We start from the raw sequence: 14,462 nt of genomic DNA, 5'->3' as shown, positions 1-14,462 counted from the left end.
ACCTGGGAGTCAGTTACTGCTGCTGCTTTTATTGTCGACGCGGTAGCCGAAGCTGAACCCGACGCCCTGGAACAACACCACGTCGGCCAATTGCCGGGCGAGTTCGCCGGCGCTGGCCAGTTTGGTTTTCGGTACGAAAAGCATGTCGTCCGGTTGCAGATACGCGATCTGCGAGGCGTCGCCGGCCAGGGCTTTTTCCACGTCGTAATGCACGGCCTGCACCTGATTGCCGTTGCGGCGCATGATCACCACCGAATCCAGGCGCGCCTTGACGTTGGTGCCGCGCGCCAGGGTCAGCGCTTCTAGCACCGATACCGGCCGACGGATCGGGTAGGAACCCGGTTGGCCGACTTCACCCAGCACGTAAATCTCGTTGCCGGCGGTGGATTTGAGCAGTACATCCACGGTCATCCGCCCCGGCAGTTGTGCGTATTTCTGGTTAAGGAACGTTTCCAGTTGATTGACGGTCATGCCTTGCAGCGGCACGGCGCCGATCTCCGGGAAACTCGCGTAACCGTCAGTGCCCACGGTGATCTCGCGGCTCATGCCGGTGGCCGGGTGGTTCAGCGCACTTTTCAGGTTCTGCTCGTTAGTCAACGGGCTGATGATCTGCACCGTCAGTTGATTGCGGTTGGGCTGGAACAGTTGTTTGCGCTGATAGGCCCGCTGGATTTCCTGACGGGCCTCATCGCTGGTCAGCCCGGCGATTTTCACCGAGGTGTTGGCGCCCGGCAGTTCGATGGTACCGTCGGGCAGCACCAGTTGATTGCCGTTGAGCTGGCTGGCAGCGGTGAAGTTCAGGCCGATCTGGTCACCTGACTGCACGCGGTAAGCGTCCGAGCCGCTGGTGCTGATGTGGAAGATCACGTCCAGCACATCCTGCGGGCGCAGGGTCTGCTCGATCTTCGGCATGTCGGTGGCCTGGGCGTTGGCCGGAGTGGCGGTGAGAATATTCACCGGCATGGTCTGGACTTCGGAAGTGCTGGAGCAACCTGCAAGCGGCAGCAACAGCAGGACAAGCATTCTGGCGTTCATGGCGTCATCCTTCGCGGTGGCCTAGAGGTTTTTGTAAAGCCATTTGGGCATGTAGTACTTGCGCCGGTTAAACACGCTGCCGACCACTTTCGCCCCGGCCTGGGTCAGGCGTTGCACGGCGGCCTGGGCGACTTCCCAGCGGGTGTCTTCGGCGCGTACGACGAACACCACGCCATCGACCTGAGTGCTGATGACCAGCGTGTCGGCGGCGGAGTACACCGCGTCGCCATCGATCACCACAAAGCGGTACTGGCTGCCCAACTGGTCGAGCAACGGGCTCAGGCGCTCGGCGGTCAGGTGTTCCAGGGTGCGAATCGGCCGGCCGTTGGGCAGCACATGGAAGGGCAGGCTTGAGACCTGCACCACACAGTCCTGCAACAGCGGCGGGTTATCCGGGCTGAACAGCAAATCCCGCAGGCCGCGCTCCTTGCCCAGGTTCAACTGCTGGGTGAGGTTGCTCGCCGACTGGCTGGCATCGACCAGCAGCACTTGGCCGCTGCTCATTTGTGCCAGTTGACTGGCCAGCGCCAGAGCACTGGTGGTGGTGCCGGCACCGGGGTTGGCGGCGGTCAGGAACAGGATCCGCAGATTGAGATCCAGCACGGTCGAGGTCAGGTTCGATTCGCTGGGACTGGCGATGCTCAGGCTTTTGTTGGTTGAACCGTCCATTAGCTTGCTCCGTGGCCGCTGAATACTTTGAAGGGGGTTTTCAACAGGATCTTCAGATCAAGCAAAAGGCTTTGCTCGGCGATATAGCTGAGGTCCAACTCAACGCGCTGGTCGAAGTCGATGTTGCTGCGTCCGGAGATCTGCCACAGACCGGTCATGCCGGGGTAGATCGCCAGACGTGCGAGGTGGTTGTCCTTGTAGCGATAGGCGTTGAACGAAGTCGGACGAGGGCCGACCAGGCGCATGTCACCGGTCACCACGTTGATCAGGTTGGGCAACTCGTCAAGGCTGGTACGCCGCAGGAAACCGCCGATGCCGGTGATGCGGGGGTCCTTGTCGATCTTGAAATCGATGGCTTCGGCACCGTGCTTGTTGAGATGGCGCAGCGACTCCTTCAACTCTTCGGCGTTGGCGACCATGGTGCGAAATTTGTACATGCCGAACTTGCGGCCGCGATAGCCGGTGCGTTGCTGCACGAACATCACGGGCCCCGGGCTGGTGAACTTGATGGCCAGGGCCAGGCCCAGCAGCACGGGGGAAATCAGCAGCAGAATCAGCAGCGCGCCGAAACAGGCGACCACCCGATTGGTGCGCGACAGTTGCCATGGACGACCGCCATCGCGCCCTGTGAACCACCCGCGGCCTTGGCGGTGGATCGCCGCATCGAGGCGCATTCGGTGCTCGGGGTCGACGCGCTTGTCACGCCGCATCTCTTGGATCGGCACACCTTTTTCATGTCCAGTCATGGAGTCCTCCACATAAACTCAGCCGCGAGCGGCGCGTGGGCGATAGGCAGTGGGGTAGTAGTCGCGGAACCAGGCGATGAAACGCTCCAGTCCTTCATCCAGTTCTATCCGCGGCTGGAAGCCGGTGGCCTGGGCCAGATCGCTGGCCTCGGCGCAGGTGTTGAGTACGTCGCCCGGTTGCAGGGGCAGCAGCTCGACAATGGCTTTGAGGCCAAGGTGTTTTTCTATCAGGGCCAGGTAGGTTTTCAGCTCCACCGGGTGTTGCCCGCCGATGTTGAACAGCCGCCACGGCGCCATGCTGCTGGCCGGGTCGGGTAGCTCGCGATCCCATTCAGGACGGGCCAGCGGTGGCTGGTCGGTGAGGCGGGCGATGCTTTCGACGATGTCGTCGATGTAGGTGAAGTCGCGCTGGTGTTCGCCGTAATTGAACAGCTTGAGCGGCGTGCCTTGAGTGATTGCGCGGGCAAACTGGATCGGCGACATGTCCGGCCGACCCCAAGGGCCGTACACAGTGAAGAAGCGCAGCCCGGTGCAGGGAATGCCGAACAGGTGGCTGTAACTGTGGGCCATCAACTCATTGGCTTTCTTGGTCGCGGCGTACAGCGACAGCGGATGATTGACGCCGTCCTTCACGGAGTAGGGCGTGTGCTGGTTGGCGCCATACACCGAGCTCGACGAGGCGTAGATCAAATGCTCGACGGGGTGGTGACGGCAGCTTTCCAGGATATTCAGGAAACCGTTGAGGTTGCTGTCCAGATACGCCCGAGGATTGTCCAGCGAATAACGCACGCCGGCCTGCGCCGCGAGGTGGACCACCACTTGCGGGCGTTCGCGGACAAACAGCGCTTCGATGGCCAGCGCATCGGCCAGGTCAACCGTGGCGAGCTGGAAATCGCCGACCTGCTCGCGCACCCATTGCACGCGGTCGTGCTTGAGTTGCGGGTCGTAGTAGGCGTTGAAATTATCCAGACCGACCACCGAATGCCCGTCGCGCATCAGCCGCAATACGCAATGGGCACCAATGAACCCGGCCGCACCGGTGACCAGAATCCTCATGGCCGCAGTCCTTCAGGGGCGACATGGCGCAGGCCGATGCCGCTGTAGTGCAGACCGGCCGCCGCCAGGTGTTGCGGGTTATAGAGGTTGCGGCCGTCGACCACGACCCGCGAGCGCAGTTTGCTGGCCAGCAGCTCGAAATCGACCACGCGGAAGTTTTTCCACTCGGTGCAAATCACCAGGGCGTCAGCGTCTTCCAGTGTGTCGTCGCGGGTGGCGCACAGATGCAGGTCGTTGCGATAACCGTAAAGGCGCCGGCATTCGGACATGGCTTCCGGATCGTAGGCCTGCACGCTGGCGCCTTCGGCCCACAGTGCGTCCATCAGATAACGGCTGGGGGCTTCGCGCATGTCATCGGTGTTTGGTTTGAACGCCAGGCCCCAGATGGCAATGGACTTGCCGGCCAGACCTTGTGGGAATTGCGCTTTGAGTTTGCTGAACAGAATGTGCCGCTGAGTGTCGTTCACGTCGGTGACGCTGCGCAGCAGTTTCAGCGGCATGCCGTTGTGTTCGGCAGTGTGCAGCAGGGCACGCAGATCCTTGGGAAAGCACGAGCCACCGAAGCCGCAGCCCGGATAAATAAAGTGGTAGCCGATGCGTGGATCGGAGCCGATGCCTTTGCGCACCGCTTCGATGTCGGCGCCGAGCAGTTCGGTGAGGTTGGCCAACTCGTTCATGAAGCTGATGCGGGTGGCGAGCATCGCATTGGCCGCGTACTTGGTCAGCTCGGCGCTGCGGTTGTCCATGAACATCAGTTTTTCGTGGTTGCGGCAGAACGGCGCGTAGAGTTCGCTCATCTGCTCGCGGGCCTCGTCGTCGAGGGTGCCGATGATGATCCGGTCCGGGCGCATGCAGTCAGCGAGCGCGCTGCCTTCCTTGAGGAATTCGGGGTTGGAGACCACGCGTACGGTCAAGGTGCTTTTGCCACGACGCAGCAGTTCGCTGTTGGCGGCGGCCAGCACTTCATCCGCTGTGCCGACCGGTACGGTGGATTTGATGATCAGGGTGCGATCAGCCTCCATGTGCGACGCAATCTGCCGGGCGACGTTGAGCACGTGGGAGAGATCAGCGGAGCCGTCCTCGTCGGCTGGCGTGCCGACGGCGATGAAGATCAACTCGGCATGGGTGACGGCGTCGCTGGCCTGGGTGCTGAACAGCAGACGACCAGCCTTGATATTTTCTTCAAGTGTGTTCGACAAACCCGGTTCGCTAATGGGCGGCACCGCTTGTTGCAGTTGTTTAATCTTGTTCGGATCAATATCAACGCATAAAACGCGATGTCCGACATCGGCAAGTGCGGCGGCTTGAATCAAACCAACGTAGCCCGTGCCAAATACACTCACGTCCATAATGCGCACCTCTCAAAAACAAAATGAGAACTTAAGAATTGAACTGTCAAAATGGGTATAGCGCAGCGTGCGCAAAGCGTGTCAGCAAAATGACATGTTGCACGTGTATAACACCCGGCTTTTTTCAGGCTATTGGCCATCAAGTGCTTGCTATTACTGGGTTTGTCGCGTGCTTGACGCTTTTTCCCTGTTGAGAAGAAAGCGATAAACGGTCGAGAGCCCTGAAATTAAAGACTTGTAGCCGCTGGAGTGTGTCAGGAATGAGTCAACGTTTTTTTGACGCTTTAGGGAAAAACCAGTCTTTTCTTGCGGTTTGATGGCCGGGTGCTAGTGTCAGGTTTTGACCGACAAACTATTGACCCAATACCGTTTTGTACGACCGGGATTGCCATGTTTCGATATTTGAAAGAACTGCTTTTAGTTGTTTATCTGCTGCTTTATTCCGAATATTACATTGAGCGGTTAAATGCTATCGGTGTTGGTTTTGCTGTACTCCTTTTTGGCGCGATGTTTTTGGCGCTTACTTTAGCGTTATATCTAACGGCTTATATTCGTCAGGCGCTCATTCGGCATTTATTCGCGATAACGATGTTTGTTTCGGCGGTGTTTTTTGATGTCTACACCCGGGTTACGGCCGATTACCTGAGCTACAGCAGCTTCGTCTCGCTGGTGTATTCCGGCGGTTTCATTCAGGAAGCGGCTTACCAGTATCGCGATGCGATCATCCACGGTGCGCTCAGTGGCTTGCTGTTGTTGGTGGGCATCGGTCTCAAACCGCGGCATTCGCTTGTCGTGCCCAACGCATTGCGCGTGGCGGCGCCGATCTGTGGCGTGATCGTGCTCAGCGCTGTGCTGTTTCTGCGCGCCGGTGAGGGCGCCCGGGGCTTGCCGATCATGTACACGCCGCTGGCCTATCTGAACCTGTTCGCCTATGAGGCGCTGCACAACACGGTCGGTCCGCGTGAACCCGTCACACTGGCGCGCAATGGCCAAGCGGTCGGGCATGACATCGTGCTGATCATCGATGAAAGCATCTCCGGCAATTACCTGGACATCAACGCGCCATTCGGTGTGCACAGCAACCTCAAACAACCGCACGCGGGCGTCGACATGTTCAATTACGGTTACGCCGCGTCCATCGCCAATTGCAGCGCCGATACCAACGTCACCTTGCGCTACGGCGGCACCCGCGCCGACTACATGCGCATCAACAGTACGCTGCCGTCGATCTGGCAGTACGCAAAAAAGGCCGGGATGCGCACGGTCTACATTGACGCCCAGCGCACCGGCGGTCACTTGCAGAACCTGATGACCGACGCCGAGAAAAAGGACATCGACGAGTTTGTCCAGTTCGACCGTACCAGCGTGCGAGATCGCGACATGGCGGCCGCGCAGAAACTGATCGGTTTGCTCAACGACGACACGCCCGAACTGATCCTGATCAACAAGGTCGGCGCGCATTTTCCGGTGCACGACAAATACCCGGATGCGTTCATGGCTTACCGTCCGACCTTGCCGCGCGGACAGTTCACCGAAGTCGCCGACACCGGCAAACGCGATGGCTTCAATGGTCAACCGGATGACTGGGTGCTGTATCGCAATGCCTACAAGAACACGGTTTTATGGAACGTCGGCGAGTTTTTTGCGCGGGTGTTTGCCCAGGCCAATCTGAACAATGCGCTGGTGATCTATACCTCGGATCACGGTCAGGATCTTCATGAACGTGGCAACCCTGGGCTCAATACGCATTGCGGCGGCGATCCGGTGGAGGAGGAGGGCCTGGTGCCGCTGGTGGTGATTCAGGGCCGCGACTTGAAGACGCTGGATTGGTCGGCGCAACTGGCCGCCAACAAGGATCGCTCCAGTCACTACAACATCTTCCCGACGCTGTTGCAGTTGATGGGTTACGACCTGGCGGGGATCGAGGCGGTGTATGGCAAGCCGTTGACAGTGCCAACGGCGGATGAATTCACCTTCAACTACCGCTTCAACGCGCGGCTGGGGGCCAAGCCTGAGTGGAAACATATTGATCTGGGCAGCATTGTCACGCCGTCGCAGGCACCGACCAGTGTGGCGGCGGGGCAGTAGATTTCGAGGCAAACGCTCAGTCGGCTTGCAAGGCAAACACCCAGATCGCATCGGCTGACGAGTCACAGACATACAGCTTCTGGCGGTCGCGACTGAACACAGGGCTTTGCGGATATTCGCCAGCCGTAAACGTGTGAATGCTGCGCCGCGATACGGTATCGATGATTGAGACGGTTCGTTCGCCGGCACTGCAGCAGCAGGCGAGGCGGCCGTCCGCGCTGACGACAAACCCGTGAGGCAACTGAGCGGTCGGGATCAAGTCAATCAGTTTGCCTACGCCCAGATCAATGACCGCCGTGCTGCTATCGGCGTTGCGATAGGGTACGTAGGCCAACTGATTGTCGGGGCTTAGCGTCACTTCCTCAAAGGAGTTGGGGAGGGTCAAAACACTCTGCGTCTCGGCATTGCGGGTGTTCAGGAACCGCAGTTCATGATGGATGTAGTCGCAGTAGTACAACCGACCGTCGGCACTCAATGCCGCGCCACTGGTGAACGGCCCGGTATCGACGCAGGCGACGACCTTGGCGTTCGCCGTATCGACTTCATGGATGTGCCCGTTCACATGACTGTTGCTGTGCACAAACAACCGCGCGCCGTCAGCGCTGAGCACCAACGAATGTCCCTGGGCAGCGCTGATGGTCTGACGGATACGTTGGCGGCGGGTATCGATGGCCAGTATCAGCGGTTGATCGAGGCCGGTGATGTATGCGGTCACACCACTGTTTTCGATAACGATTGCCATGGGCCGGATTGGTAGCGGTATCACCGCGCTCACCCTGTGCAAGTGCAGGTCGATGATCGACAGGCTGCGGCCTTCGGTATTGCACACGTACGCAACCGGCAGTTTCGGGTGCAGGGCGATGGCTCCGGGTTCACGCCCCACGGTGATGACCTCGATGACCTGGGAGGTGCATTTGATCGGAGCAGTGAGCGTTTCATACATGATTGTTGTCTTCATGGCGGAGTGGCCTTTTGGATTCAACTGCCTCTGTTCGACGGCCTGTTTATTAGATACCCGTGCCCTTTGCTCCGCTACTGTCAGAGTTGACAGGTACCGGCACACAAAAAACACTCGCGGCCGCTATCCTAGAGCCACTTGCAAACTTTGGATGACGGCATGCTTCAGGTTCTGGATGTCTTTAAAAGCTATCTCACCCCCCAAGGCCCATTACCGGTGCTGCAAGGCGTCGACCTGACGCTGGAACCTGGTAGTAGCTTGGCGCTGATGGGCGAGTCCGGCAGTGGCAAAAGCACCCTGCTGCACCTGGTGGCCGGCCTCGACAAGGTCGACAGCGGCAGCATTCGCTGCGGTGAGCATCGACTTGAAGCGATGAACGAAGCGCAACTGGCGAACTGGCGCCGAACGGAAATCGGTCTGGTGTTCCAGCAGTTCAACCTGATCGGCAGTTTGCGCGTCGAGGACAATCTGGCGTTTCAGGCGCGTTTGGCCGGGCGTCATGAACCGCGTTGGCTGGCGCATCTGGTGCAACGCCTGGGGCTGGGCGATTTGCTCAAGCGTTATCCCGAGCAACTGTCCGGTGGCCAGCAGCAACGGGTTGCACTGGGGCGTGCGCTGGCCTCGCAGCCGAAATTGCTGTTGGCCGACGAACCCACGGGCAGCCTCGACGAAGCGACCAGTGATGAAGTACTGCGACTGTTGCTCGAACTGCTCGACGACACGCCGACGACGTTGTTGATGGTCACCCACAGCACGCGTGTGGCACAACGGTTGGCACAGCGTGTGGTGTTGTCCAACGGGCGTCTGCTGTGATCGTCTTCAAACAAACCCTGCGCGCGCTGCTCAGCCATTGGCGGCGGCATCCGGTGCAGTTTTTCAGTGTGCTGACCGGGTTGTGGCTGGCGACCAGCCTGCTGACCGGCGTCGAGGCGCTGAACAGTCAGGCGCGTGACAGTTACGCGCGCGCCAGCCAGTTGATTGGCGGCGAGCCGCAAGCCAGTCTGAGCACACCGAGCGGCGCAACATTCCCTCAGCAATGGTTCATCGATCTGCGCCGTCAGGGCTGGCCGGTCTCACCGTTGTTGCAGGGCCGCTTGAGTCTCAAAGATCACGACAACCAACGTCTTCAGTTGATGGGGATCGAACCGGTGTCGCTGCCGGCGGATTCGGCAGTGGCCGGGAAGGCGATGCCGATCGAGCGGGTCGTCGAGTTTCTCACGCCGCCGGGCAGCACCTGGATTTCCCCGCAAACCTTGCAGGCGTTGAACCTGCAAGAAGGCGCCACGCCGCAAACCCAGGGGGGCCAGAAATTGCCACCCTTGCTGGCGCAAAAAGACATGGCGCCGGGCGTGTTGCTGGTGGACATCGGCGTTGCGCAAACCCTGCTCGAACAACCCGGGCAACTGTCACGCTTGTTGTTGCCCAAAGATTTTCACGGCGAGTTGCCGCCCACGTTCAAGGGGCAGTTGCAACTCAAGAGCCGTGGCGAGGAAAACAATCTGGCGCGACTGACCGAGAGTTTTCACCTCAATCTCGATGCCTTGGGCTTTCTTTCGTTCGTCGTCGGTTTGTTTATCGTTCACGCCGCCATCGGGCTTGCGCTGGAACAACGGCGTGGCCTGCTGCGTACCTTGCGAGCCTGTGGGGTCAGTGCGCGGATGTTGATCGGCTGCCTGATCGTCGAACTCGGTGTGCTGGCGCTGATCGGTGGCGTGTTTGGCGTCATCAGTGGTTATTGGCTGGCCAGTGTGTTGCTGCCCGATGTCGCCGCCAGCCTGCGCGGTTTGTATGGCGCGCAGGTGGCAGGGCAGTTGCAACTGAGCCTTTGGTGGTGGTTCAGCGGGATCGGCTTAAGCCTGCTCGGCGCCTTGCTGGCCGGTGCCAACAGCCTGATACGGGCGGCGCGTTTGCCGCTGTTGGCGGTGGCCGATCCGCAAGCCTGGCATCAGCAATATGCGCGCTGGCTGCAGCGCCAGGGTTGGCTGGCTTTTGTGTTGGGCGTGATCGCGCTGCTGGCACTGATCTGGGGCGACAGCCTGGCCAGCGGTTTTGTGCTGATGGTCGGGCTGTTGATCGGCGCCGCGCTGGCCTTGCCGGTGTTGCTCAGTGCGCTATTGAATCAGTTGCTGGGGCGCCGTCGTTCAGTGCTCGGCCAATGGTTTCTCGCCGACTGCCGACAACAACTGCCAGCGCTGAGCCTGGCGTTGATGGCGTTGCTTTTGGCGCTGGCCGCCAATATCGGCGCCGGTAGCATGACCGCCGGTTTTCGCCAGACCTTCAACGACTGGCTCGAACAACGTCTGAGCGCGCAGTTGTACATCAATCCGGTGAATCCGGCACAGGCCCGCGAGATGCACAACTGGCTCAAACAGCAGCCACAGGTCACGGCGATACTGCCCAACTGGCAGGTGTCGGTGACGCTGCATGGCTGGCCGGCGGAGGTGTTCGGGGTGATCGACGATGTCTATTACCGTCAGCACTGGCCGTTGCTCGACTCGGTTGGCGGTGAACCGTGGGCGCATCTGGCGACGGATGATGCGGTGATGCTCAGCGAACAAATGGCCCGACGCTTGAAGGTCCACCCCGGCGATCACATGACGATCCCGACACCCAACGGGCCATGGTCACCGCGCATCGTGGGTATTTACGCCGATTACGGCAATCCCAAGGGGCACCTGCTGGTCAACGTCAATCATCTGTTGCACAACTGGCCGCAACTGACGCCGAACCGCTTCAACCTGCGCATCGACCCGCAGAATATTGCGCCGTTGCTCAGCGCATTGCAGGCGCGTTTCCAACTCGATGACAGCCGTATCGTCGATCAGGCACAGCTCAAGGGCTGGTCGGTTCAGGTGTTCGAACGCACCTTTGCGGCGACGGCGGCGTTGAACAGCCTGACCCTTGCGGTCGCTGGCGTTGCGCTGTTCATCAGCCTGCTGACCCAGAGCCAAAGCCGCCTCGGCCAACTCGCACCGCTGTGGGCATTGGGCGTGACACGACGGCAATTGATGCTGCTCAATCTCGGCCAGACCTGGCTGCTGGCGGTGCTGACGCTGGTCTTGGCGTTGCCGCTGGGGATCGCGCTGGCGTGGTGTCTGGATGCGGTGATCAACGTGCAGGCTTTCGGCTGGCGTCTGCCGCTGCGGGTCTTCCCATGGCAACTGCTGCAACTGATGGGGTTGGCGTTGCTGGCGACATTATTGGCCTCGGCCTGGCCTCTGTATTCGCTGTACCGCACGCAACCTGCAGATCTGCTGAGGACGTTTGCACATGAGGATTAAGCGGGTTGTGCTGTGTGTCGCACTGCTGCTGGGCGGATGTGATCAGTCCACGCCCGAACAGAAGGGTTTTGCCGGAATGGGCAATCAGGCTCAGTCGTTTAAGCCGGTGGTACCGGGGCGAGCGTTCAGCTTTCCGGCCGATCATGGCGCGCACGATGGTTTTCGCATCGAATGGTGGTACGTGACGGCCAATCTCAAGGATCAGCAGGGCAATGATTTCGGTGTGCAATGGACGTTATTTCGCAGTGCGTTGAAACCTGTGCCGGAGCAGGCGGGGTGGGGCAACCAAACCATCTGGCTGGGGCATGCGGCAGTGACTTCCCGTTCTGTTCATCATGCGGCCGAGCGCTATGCGCGGGGCGGTGTGGGGCAGGCGGGCGTGCGGCTGGCGCCGTTCGAAGCGTGGATCGACGATTGGCGGTTTGCCAGTCAAGCGCCGGACCCTCTCAGCGATATGCAGCTGAGTGCTCGTGACACGTCATTCGCCTATCAACTGCACCTCACTTCGAGCCGTCCGTTGGTGCTGCAAGGTGACAAGGGCTTCAGCCAAAAGTCCGAACAGGGCCAGGCCTCGTACTACTACAGCCAGCCATTTTTTCAGGCCAGCGGCACTTTGCAGGTCGACGGTCAGACCTACACCGTCAGCGGCCCGGCGTGGCTTGACCGCGAGTGGAGCAGCCAGCCACTGACGGCCAACCAGACGGGTTGGGACTGGTTCTCGCTGCATCTGGACAACGGCGAACACCTGATGCTCTATCGCATGCGCCAGAAGGACGGTGCGCCCTACCTGACCGGCACCTGGATCGCCGCCGACGGTCAGACGCAAACCCTGCGCGCCGAACAGATCAAACTCACTGCGCAAGACACCGCCGATGTGGCCGGCCGCTCGATGCCGGTGAAATGGTCGATCAGCATCCCTGACAAACACCTCGACATCCGCCTCGACGCACTCAACCCCAACGCGTGGATGAACTTGCGCATTCCTTACTGGGAAGGCCCGGTGCGCATCAGCGGTAACCAGGGTGGGCAAGGGTATCTGGAAATGACAGGTTACTGAGCGTCCTAAAGAACTGACAGTCGGGCGGAGCGTTATTGTCACTTACACGGATGTATTAAAAGTGACCCGTCAGTGTGAAAGTTGAGTATTAGCTCTATCGATGTTTGTTCTTGTACAGGTTGAGGCATGAGGGCACTACATATAAAAGTATGCGTTGAAACTTTCTCGGTAAATTTCGGCGAGATACAGTTTTTAACTTTTCAGTACATAAATTTCATCATTATCCATGGCGACATATACGCCAACTTCCATTAAAATCCTCCCCGTTCGCCCAGTGTCAGGGCTCTTTACCGGTGCATGGATTGCCAGGCCATAACACTGGGCGAACACCATGCAGGAGCAGTTGTATACAATTTCACATAAAAAAGGGGCGACTTTGAAGTCGCCCCTTTTTTTTTCCTTGAATCAGACCGGCGTTTGCATCCCGGATTTACCGTGTTGCCCTTGAAAGCGTTTGAGCGTCGCCTGATACATTTTCGTGCGCCGGTGATCTTTCCCGTAGGTGCCTGCCGCAGCGACGGTTCCTGCCTGAATGTGATCCAGATAGCTGAAAATCTTGCGCGGCGACAGGAACTTGATGCCGTAGCCCAAGCCTGCCATCCGGTCCTGCAGCGTATAACCGGGCACTCGGTCATCCATGCAAAAGTGCAGCCCCAGAGACTTCATCAAGCGGACATTCCACAGCGTACAAAAACTTTTGAGGTGAGTTTCCTTATAGGGCTTCGGCTCTTTTGAATGCAGGCCCAAGTGATTCTTTGCGCGTCGAACATGATGCTTGCAGAAACGCGAAGTTAAACGCCAGGTATCTCTCACCACGCCACGATTGATTTGCTCGACACAACCGACGGCGGCGATATCCGGCGTCTTTGTACATTCGCGCATCATCATGGCAAACACTTCCTTGTCGTAGACAAAGGTATCGGTGTGCAGCAGAAACAGATAATCGCTGTCGACTTTTTCCAGCGCCATATCCAGCGCCTTGCCATGCGCAATATGCCCGGCCTCTTTGCAAGGCGATGGCCGTTCGATCAGATTGATCCAGTCCAAAGAACGCAAGTAATCCAAGCTTGCATCCGCCGAATCGTTGTCCACCACCCACACCGCAATACGTTGCTCTTTGACGTGCTCACGCAAAAGCTCAAGGCACATCCTGGTGATGTCCAAGGTTTTGTAATTTACCAAGACAAGGCTGAAGTTCGCCGGTGGCTGGGCTGGTAAATCAATGGCTTTCATATCTGAAGGACTCATCCGCGATTCATGGGCAACAGTGGTTTCATGAGCCGCAACGGTAGCGAGGCAACCTTAGGCGAAGCTTAATTTCCGGGTTCGCGTGGGTGAAAGGCTAAACTGCGAGCCCATTTACGCTTCAAGGAAGAGAAGGCCAGCGCCGTTACCTCACGGATGAACCCACTTTCCCTCTACCACCTGGTCCTGTAATGGCTGCGCGTGTGGCCGAAAAAACTGTTCCGCCAAATTGCCCGGCATTGCTCGCGCAAACGCTATGCACGTCTCGCCGGCGCCGTTGAGCGCTTGCTGTTTCGCTACCTCAAACACACCTCAAAACTGAGTAAGCGCTCCATAAACCCCACCGTGTTCGGGTAGTTCGTGGATGACTTCGATACGCGGCAGATCAGCCGACAGTGGCTTGCGTTTGCCTCGGCGCGGTGTCGCGGCAACAACTTCTTCATCAGCGTCGCCAACCAACGGCATGGGTTCGCTTTCGGGCTCGTTGAACAAGGCCAATTGTGGGGTGTTGGGCTCGATGGTTTGCTCGGACTTACGCCCGAACAGACGGTCGCGCAACAGCTTGATCTGTTCTTTCAGGTCGACGATGTGGGTCTGATAAGCCTGGGCCGATTCCTCTTGGCGACTGAGTGCCTCAAGCAGCAGTTGCTTGAGCAAAACAGGATCATCAGGAAGGTCATCGGGCAGAGAAATCATGGCCCGGATTATACCGGGTCACGCCACGTAGCGCGGCGTCAAAACCTGATGAGGGCGGTTGCGCCAGAGGTCGAAACCGTCGAGCAGCCAGTTCAGTTCCTGGACGCTCAACACAATGGCCTCATCGGTTACATCGGGCGATGTTTTAAAGCGCTCGGATTCGAGGCGCTTGAGCCAAAGGCAAAAGCCGTTGCGCTCCCAATACAAAATCTTCACCCGGTTGCGGGATTTGTTGAGGAAGACAAAAAGCACCGGGTCAAACACCGCGACCTTGAGGTCCAG

The 14,462-nt window shown here is 58.9% G+C and carries 12 protein-coding genes and 1 pseudogene; 4 read left to right on the top strand and 9 right to left on the bottom strand.

All coding sequences use genetic code 11. The features are described from left to right. Positions 1-9: 9 nt before the first annotated feature. Genes AACY02_RS14300 through AACY02_RS14280 form a run of 5 tightly spaced genes read right to left on the bottom strand, consistent with a single transcriptional unit; the run spans position 10 to position 4,855 of the window. Entirely contained in the window at positions 10-1,035 is a 1,026-nt protein-coding gene (locus AACY02_RS14300) for a polysaccharide biosynthesis/export family protein (protein ID WP_221729562.1), read from the bottom strand. A gap of 21 nt (positions 1,036-1,056) precedes the next feature. Next, positions 1,057-1,704: a CpsD/CapB family tyrosine-protein kinase gene (locus AACY02_RS14295; RefSeq protein ID WP_339432509.1), complete on the bottom strand. Its 648-nt coding sequence runs from the start codon at positions 1,702-1,704 to the stop codon at positions 1,057-1,059. Further along, the gene (locus AACY02_RS14290) at positions 1,704-2,450 is read right to left on the bottom strand and encodes a sugar transferase (protein WP_339432508.1); all 747 of its coding nucleotides are present in this window, start codon (positions 2,448-2,450) and stop codon (positions 1,704-1,706) included. The genes AACY02_RS14295 and AACY02_RS14290 overlap by 1 nt, the downstream gene beginning before the upstream one ends. Positions 2,451-2,468: 18 nt before the next feature. Beyond that, positions 2,469-3,506: an NAD-dependent epimerase gene (locus AACY02_RS14285; RefSeq protein ID WP_339432507.1), complete on the bottom strand. Its 1,038-nt coding sequence runs from the start codon at positions 3,504-3,506 to the stop codon at positions 2,469-2,471. Then, positions 3,503-4,855 carry a UDP-glucose dehydrogenase family protein gene (locus tag AACY02_RS14280; RefSeq protein WP_339432506.1) on the bottom strand — a complete coding sequence of 451 codons (1,353 nt, stop codon included), beginning with the start codon at positions 4,853-4,855 and terminating at the stop codon, positions 3,503-3,505. The genes AACY02_RS14285 and AACY02_RS14280 overlap by 4 nt, the downstream gene beginning before the upstream one ends. A gap of 390 nt (positions 4,856-5,245) precedes the next feature. On the opposite strand from AACY02_RS14280, the gene AACY02_RS14275 reads away from it, so the two are divergent. Then, positions 5,246-6,943, top strand: a complete 1,698-nt coding sequence (locus tag AACY02_RS14275) for a sulfatase-like hydrolase/transferase (protein ID WP_339432505.1) — start codon at positions 5,246-5,248, stop codon at positions 6,941-6,943. A 16-nt stretch (positions 6,944-6,959) separates the two neighbouring features. Here the strand turns inward: AACY02_RS14275 and AACY02_RS14270 are convergent, their stop codons facing one another. Beyond that, complete coding sequence (locus tag AACY02_RS14270) at positions 6,960-7,901, bottom strand: YncE family protein (RefSeq protein ID WP_339432504.1); 942 nt, start codon at positions 7,899-7,901, stop codon at positions 6,960-6,962. A gap of 159 nt (positions 7,902-8,060) precedes the next feature. Between AACY02_RS14270 and AACY02_RS14265 the strand changes: the two genes are divergently transcribed. The 3 genes from AACY02_RS14265 to AACY02_RS14255 are packed head-to-tail and all read left to right on the top strand — an operon-like array spanning position 8,061 to position 12,239. After that, a complete protein-coding gene (locus AACY02_RS14265; protein ID WP_221729569.1) occupies positions 8,061-8,714 on the top strand; it encodes an ABC transporter ATP-binding protein in 654 nt (217 codons plus the stop codon). Next, complete coding sequence (locus tag AACY02_RS14260; protein WP_339432503.1) at positions 8,711-11,182, top strand: ABC transporter permease; 2,472 nt, start codon at positions 8,711-8,713, stop codon at positions 11,180-11,182. The genes AACY02_RS14265 and AACY02_RS14260 overlap by 4 nt, the downstream gene beginning before the upstream one ends. Next, a complete protein-coding gene (locus tag AACY02_RS14255; RefSeq protein WP_339432502.1) occupies positions 11,172-12,239 on the top strand; it encodes a lipocalin-like domain-containing protein in 1,068 nt (355 codons plus the stop codon). The genes AACY02_RS14260 and AACY02_RS14255 overlap by 11 nt, the downstream gene beginning before the upstream one ends. 405 nt (positions 12,240-12,644) lie before the next feature. Here the strand turns inward: AACY02_RS14255 and AACY02_RS14250 are convergent, their stop codons facing one another. From AACY02_RS14250 to tnpB, 3 genes and pseudogenes are all read right to left on the bottom strand, one after another. Beyond that, positions 12,645-13,472 (bottom strand): glycosyltransferase family 2 protein, encoded by an 828-nt coding sequence (locus tag AACY02_RS14250; protein WP_339432501.1) that lies wholly within the window; start codon positions 13,470-13,472, stop codon positions 12,645-12,647. 357 nt (positions 13,473-13,829) lie between these two features. Next, positions 13,830-14,180 (bottom strand): annotated as a pseudogene (locus tag AACY02_RS14245) (transposase domain-containing protein); the annotation flags it as partial. Positions 14,181-14,198: 18 nt separating this feature from the next. Beyond that, a partial coding sequence (gene tnpB / locus AACY02_RS14240; protein ID WP_339432500.1) for an IS66 family insertion sequence element accessory protein TnpB occupies positions 14,199-14,462 on the bottom strand: 264 nt, incomplete at its 5' end.

The organism is Pseudomonas sp. EA_65y_Pfl2_P78, from assembly GCF_963970495.1.
Classification (GTDB): Bacteria; Pseudomonadota; Gammaproteobacteria; order Pseudomonadales; family Pseudomonadaceae; genus Aquipseudomonas; species Aquipseudomonas baetica_A.
Note: the sequence above shows the minus strand (reverse complement) of the source record. Positions and strands in the feature narration are given on the sequence as shown.

Bases quoted from the DNA above. Each gene is read 5' to 3' on its own strand.
- AACY02_RS14275 (WP_339432505.1), top strand. From the start codon at position 5,246: ATGTTTCGATATTTGAAAGAACTGCTTTTAGTTGTTTATCTGCTGCTT.
- AACY02_RS14285 (WP_339432507.1), bottom strand. From the start codon at position 3,506: ATGAGGATTCTGGTCACCGGTGCGGCCGGGTTCATTGGTGCCCATTGC.
- AACY02_RS14280 (WP_339432506.1), bottom strand. From the start codon at position 4,855: ATGGACGTGAGTGTATTTGGCACGGGCTACGTTGGTTTGATTCAAGCC.
- AACY02_RS14290 (WP_339432508.1), bottom strand. From the start codon at position 2,450: ATGACTGGACATGAAAAAGGTGTGCCGATCCAAGAGATGCGGCGTGAC.
- AACY02_RS14265 (WP_221729569.1), top strand. From the start codon at position 8,061: ATGCTTCAGGTTCTGGATGTCTTTAAAAGCTATCTCACCCCCCAAGGC.
- AACY02_RS14300 (WP_221729562.1), bottom strand. From the start codon at position 1,035: ATGAACGCCAGAATGCTTGTCCTGCTGTTGCTGCCGCTTGCAGGTTGC.
- AACY02_RS14255 (WP_339432502.1), top strand. From the start codon at position 11,172: ATGAGGATTAAGCGGGTTGTGCTGTGTGTCGCACTGCTGCTGGGCGGA.
- AACY02_RS14270 (WP_339432504.1), bottom strand. From the start codon at position 7,901: ATGAAGACAACAATCATGTATGAAACGCTCACTGCTCCGATCAAATGC.
- AACY02_RS14250 (WP_339432501.1), bottom strand. From the start codon at position 13,472: ATGAAAGCCATTGATTTACCAGCCCAGCCACCGGCGAACTTCAGCCTT.
- AACY02_RS14295 (WP_339432509.1), bottom strand. From the start codon at position 1,704: ATGGACGGTTCAACCAACAAAAGCCTGAGCATCGCCAGTCCCAGCGAA.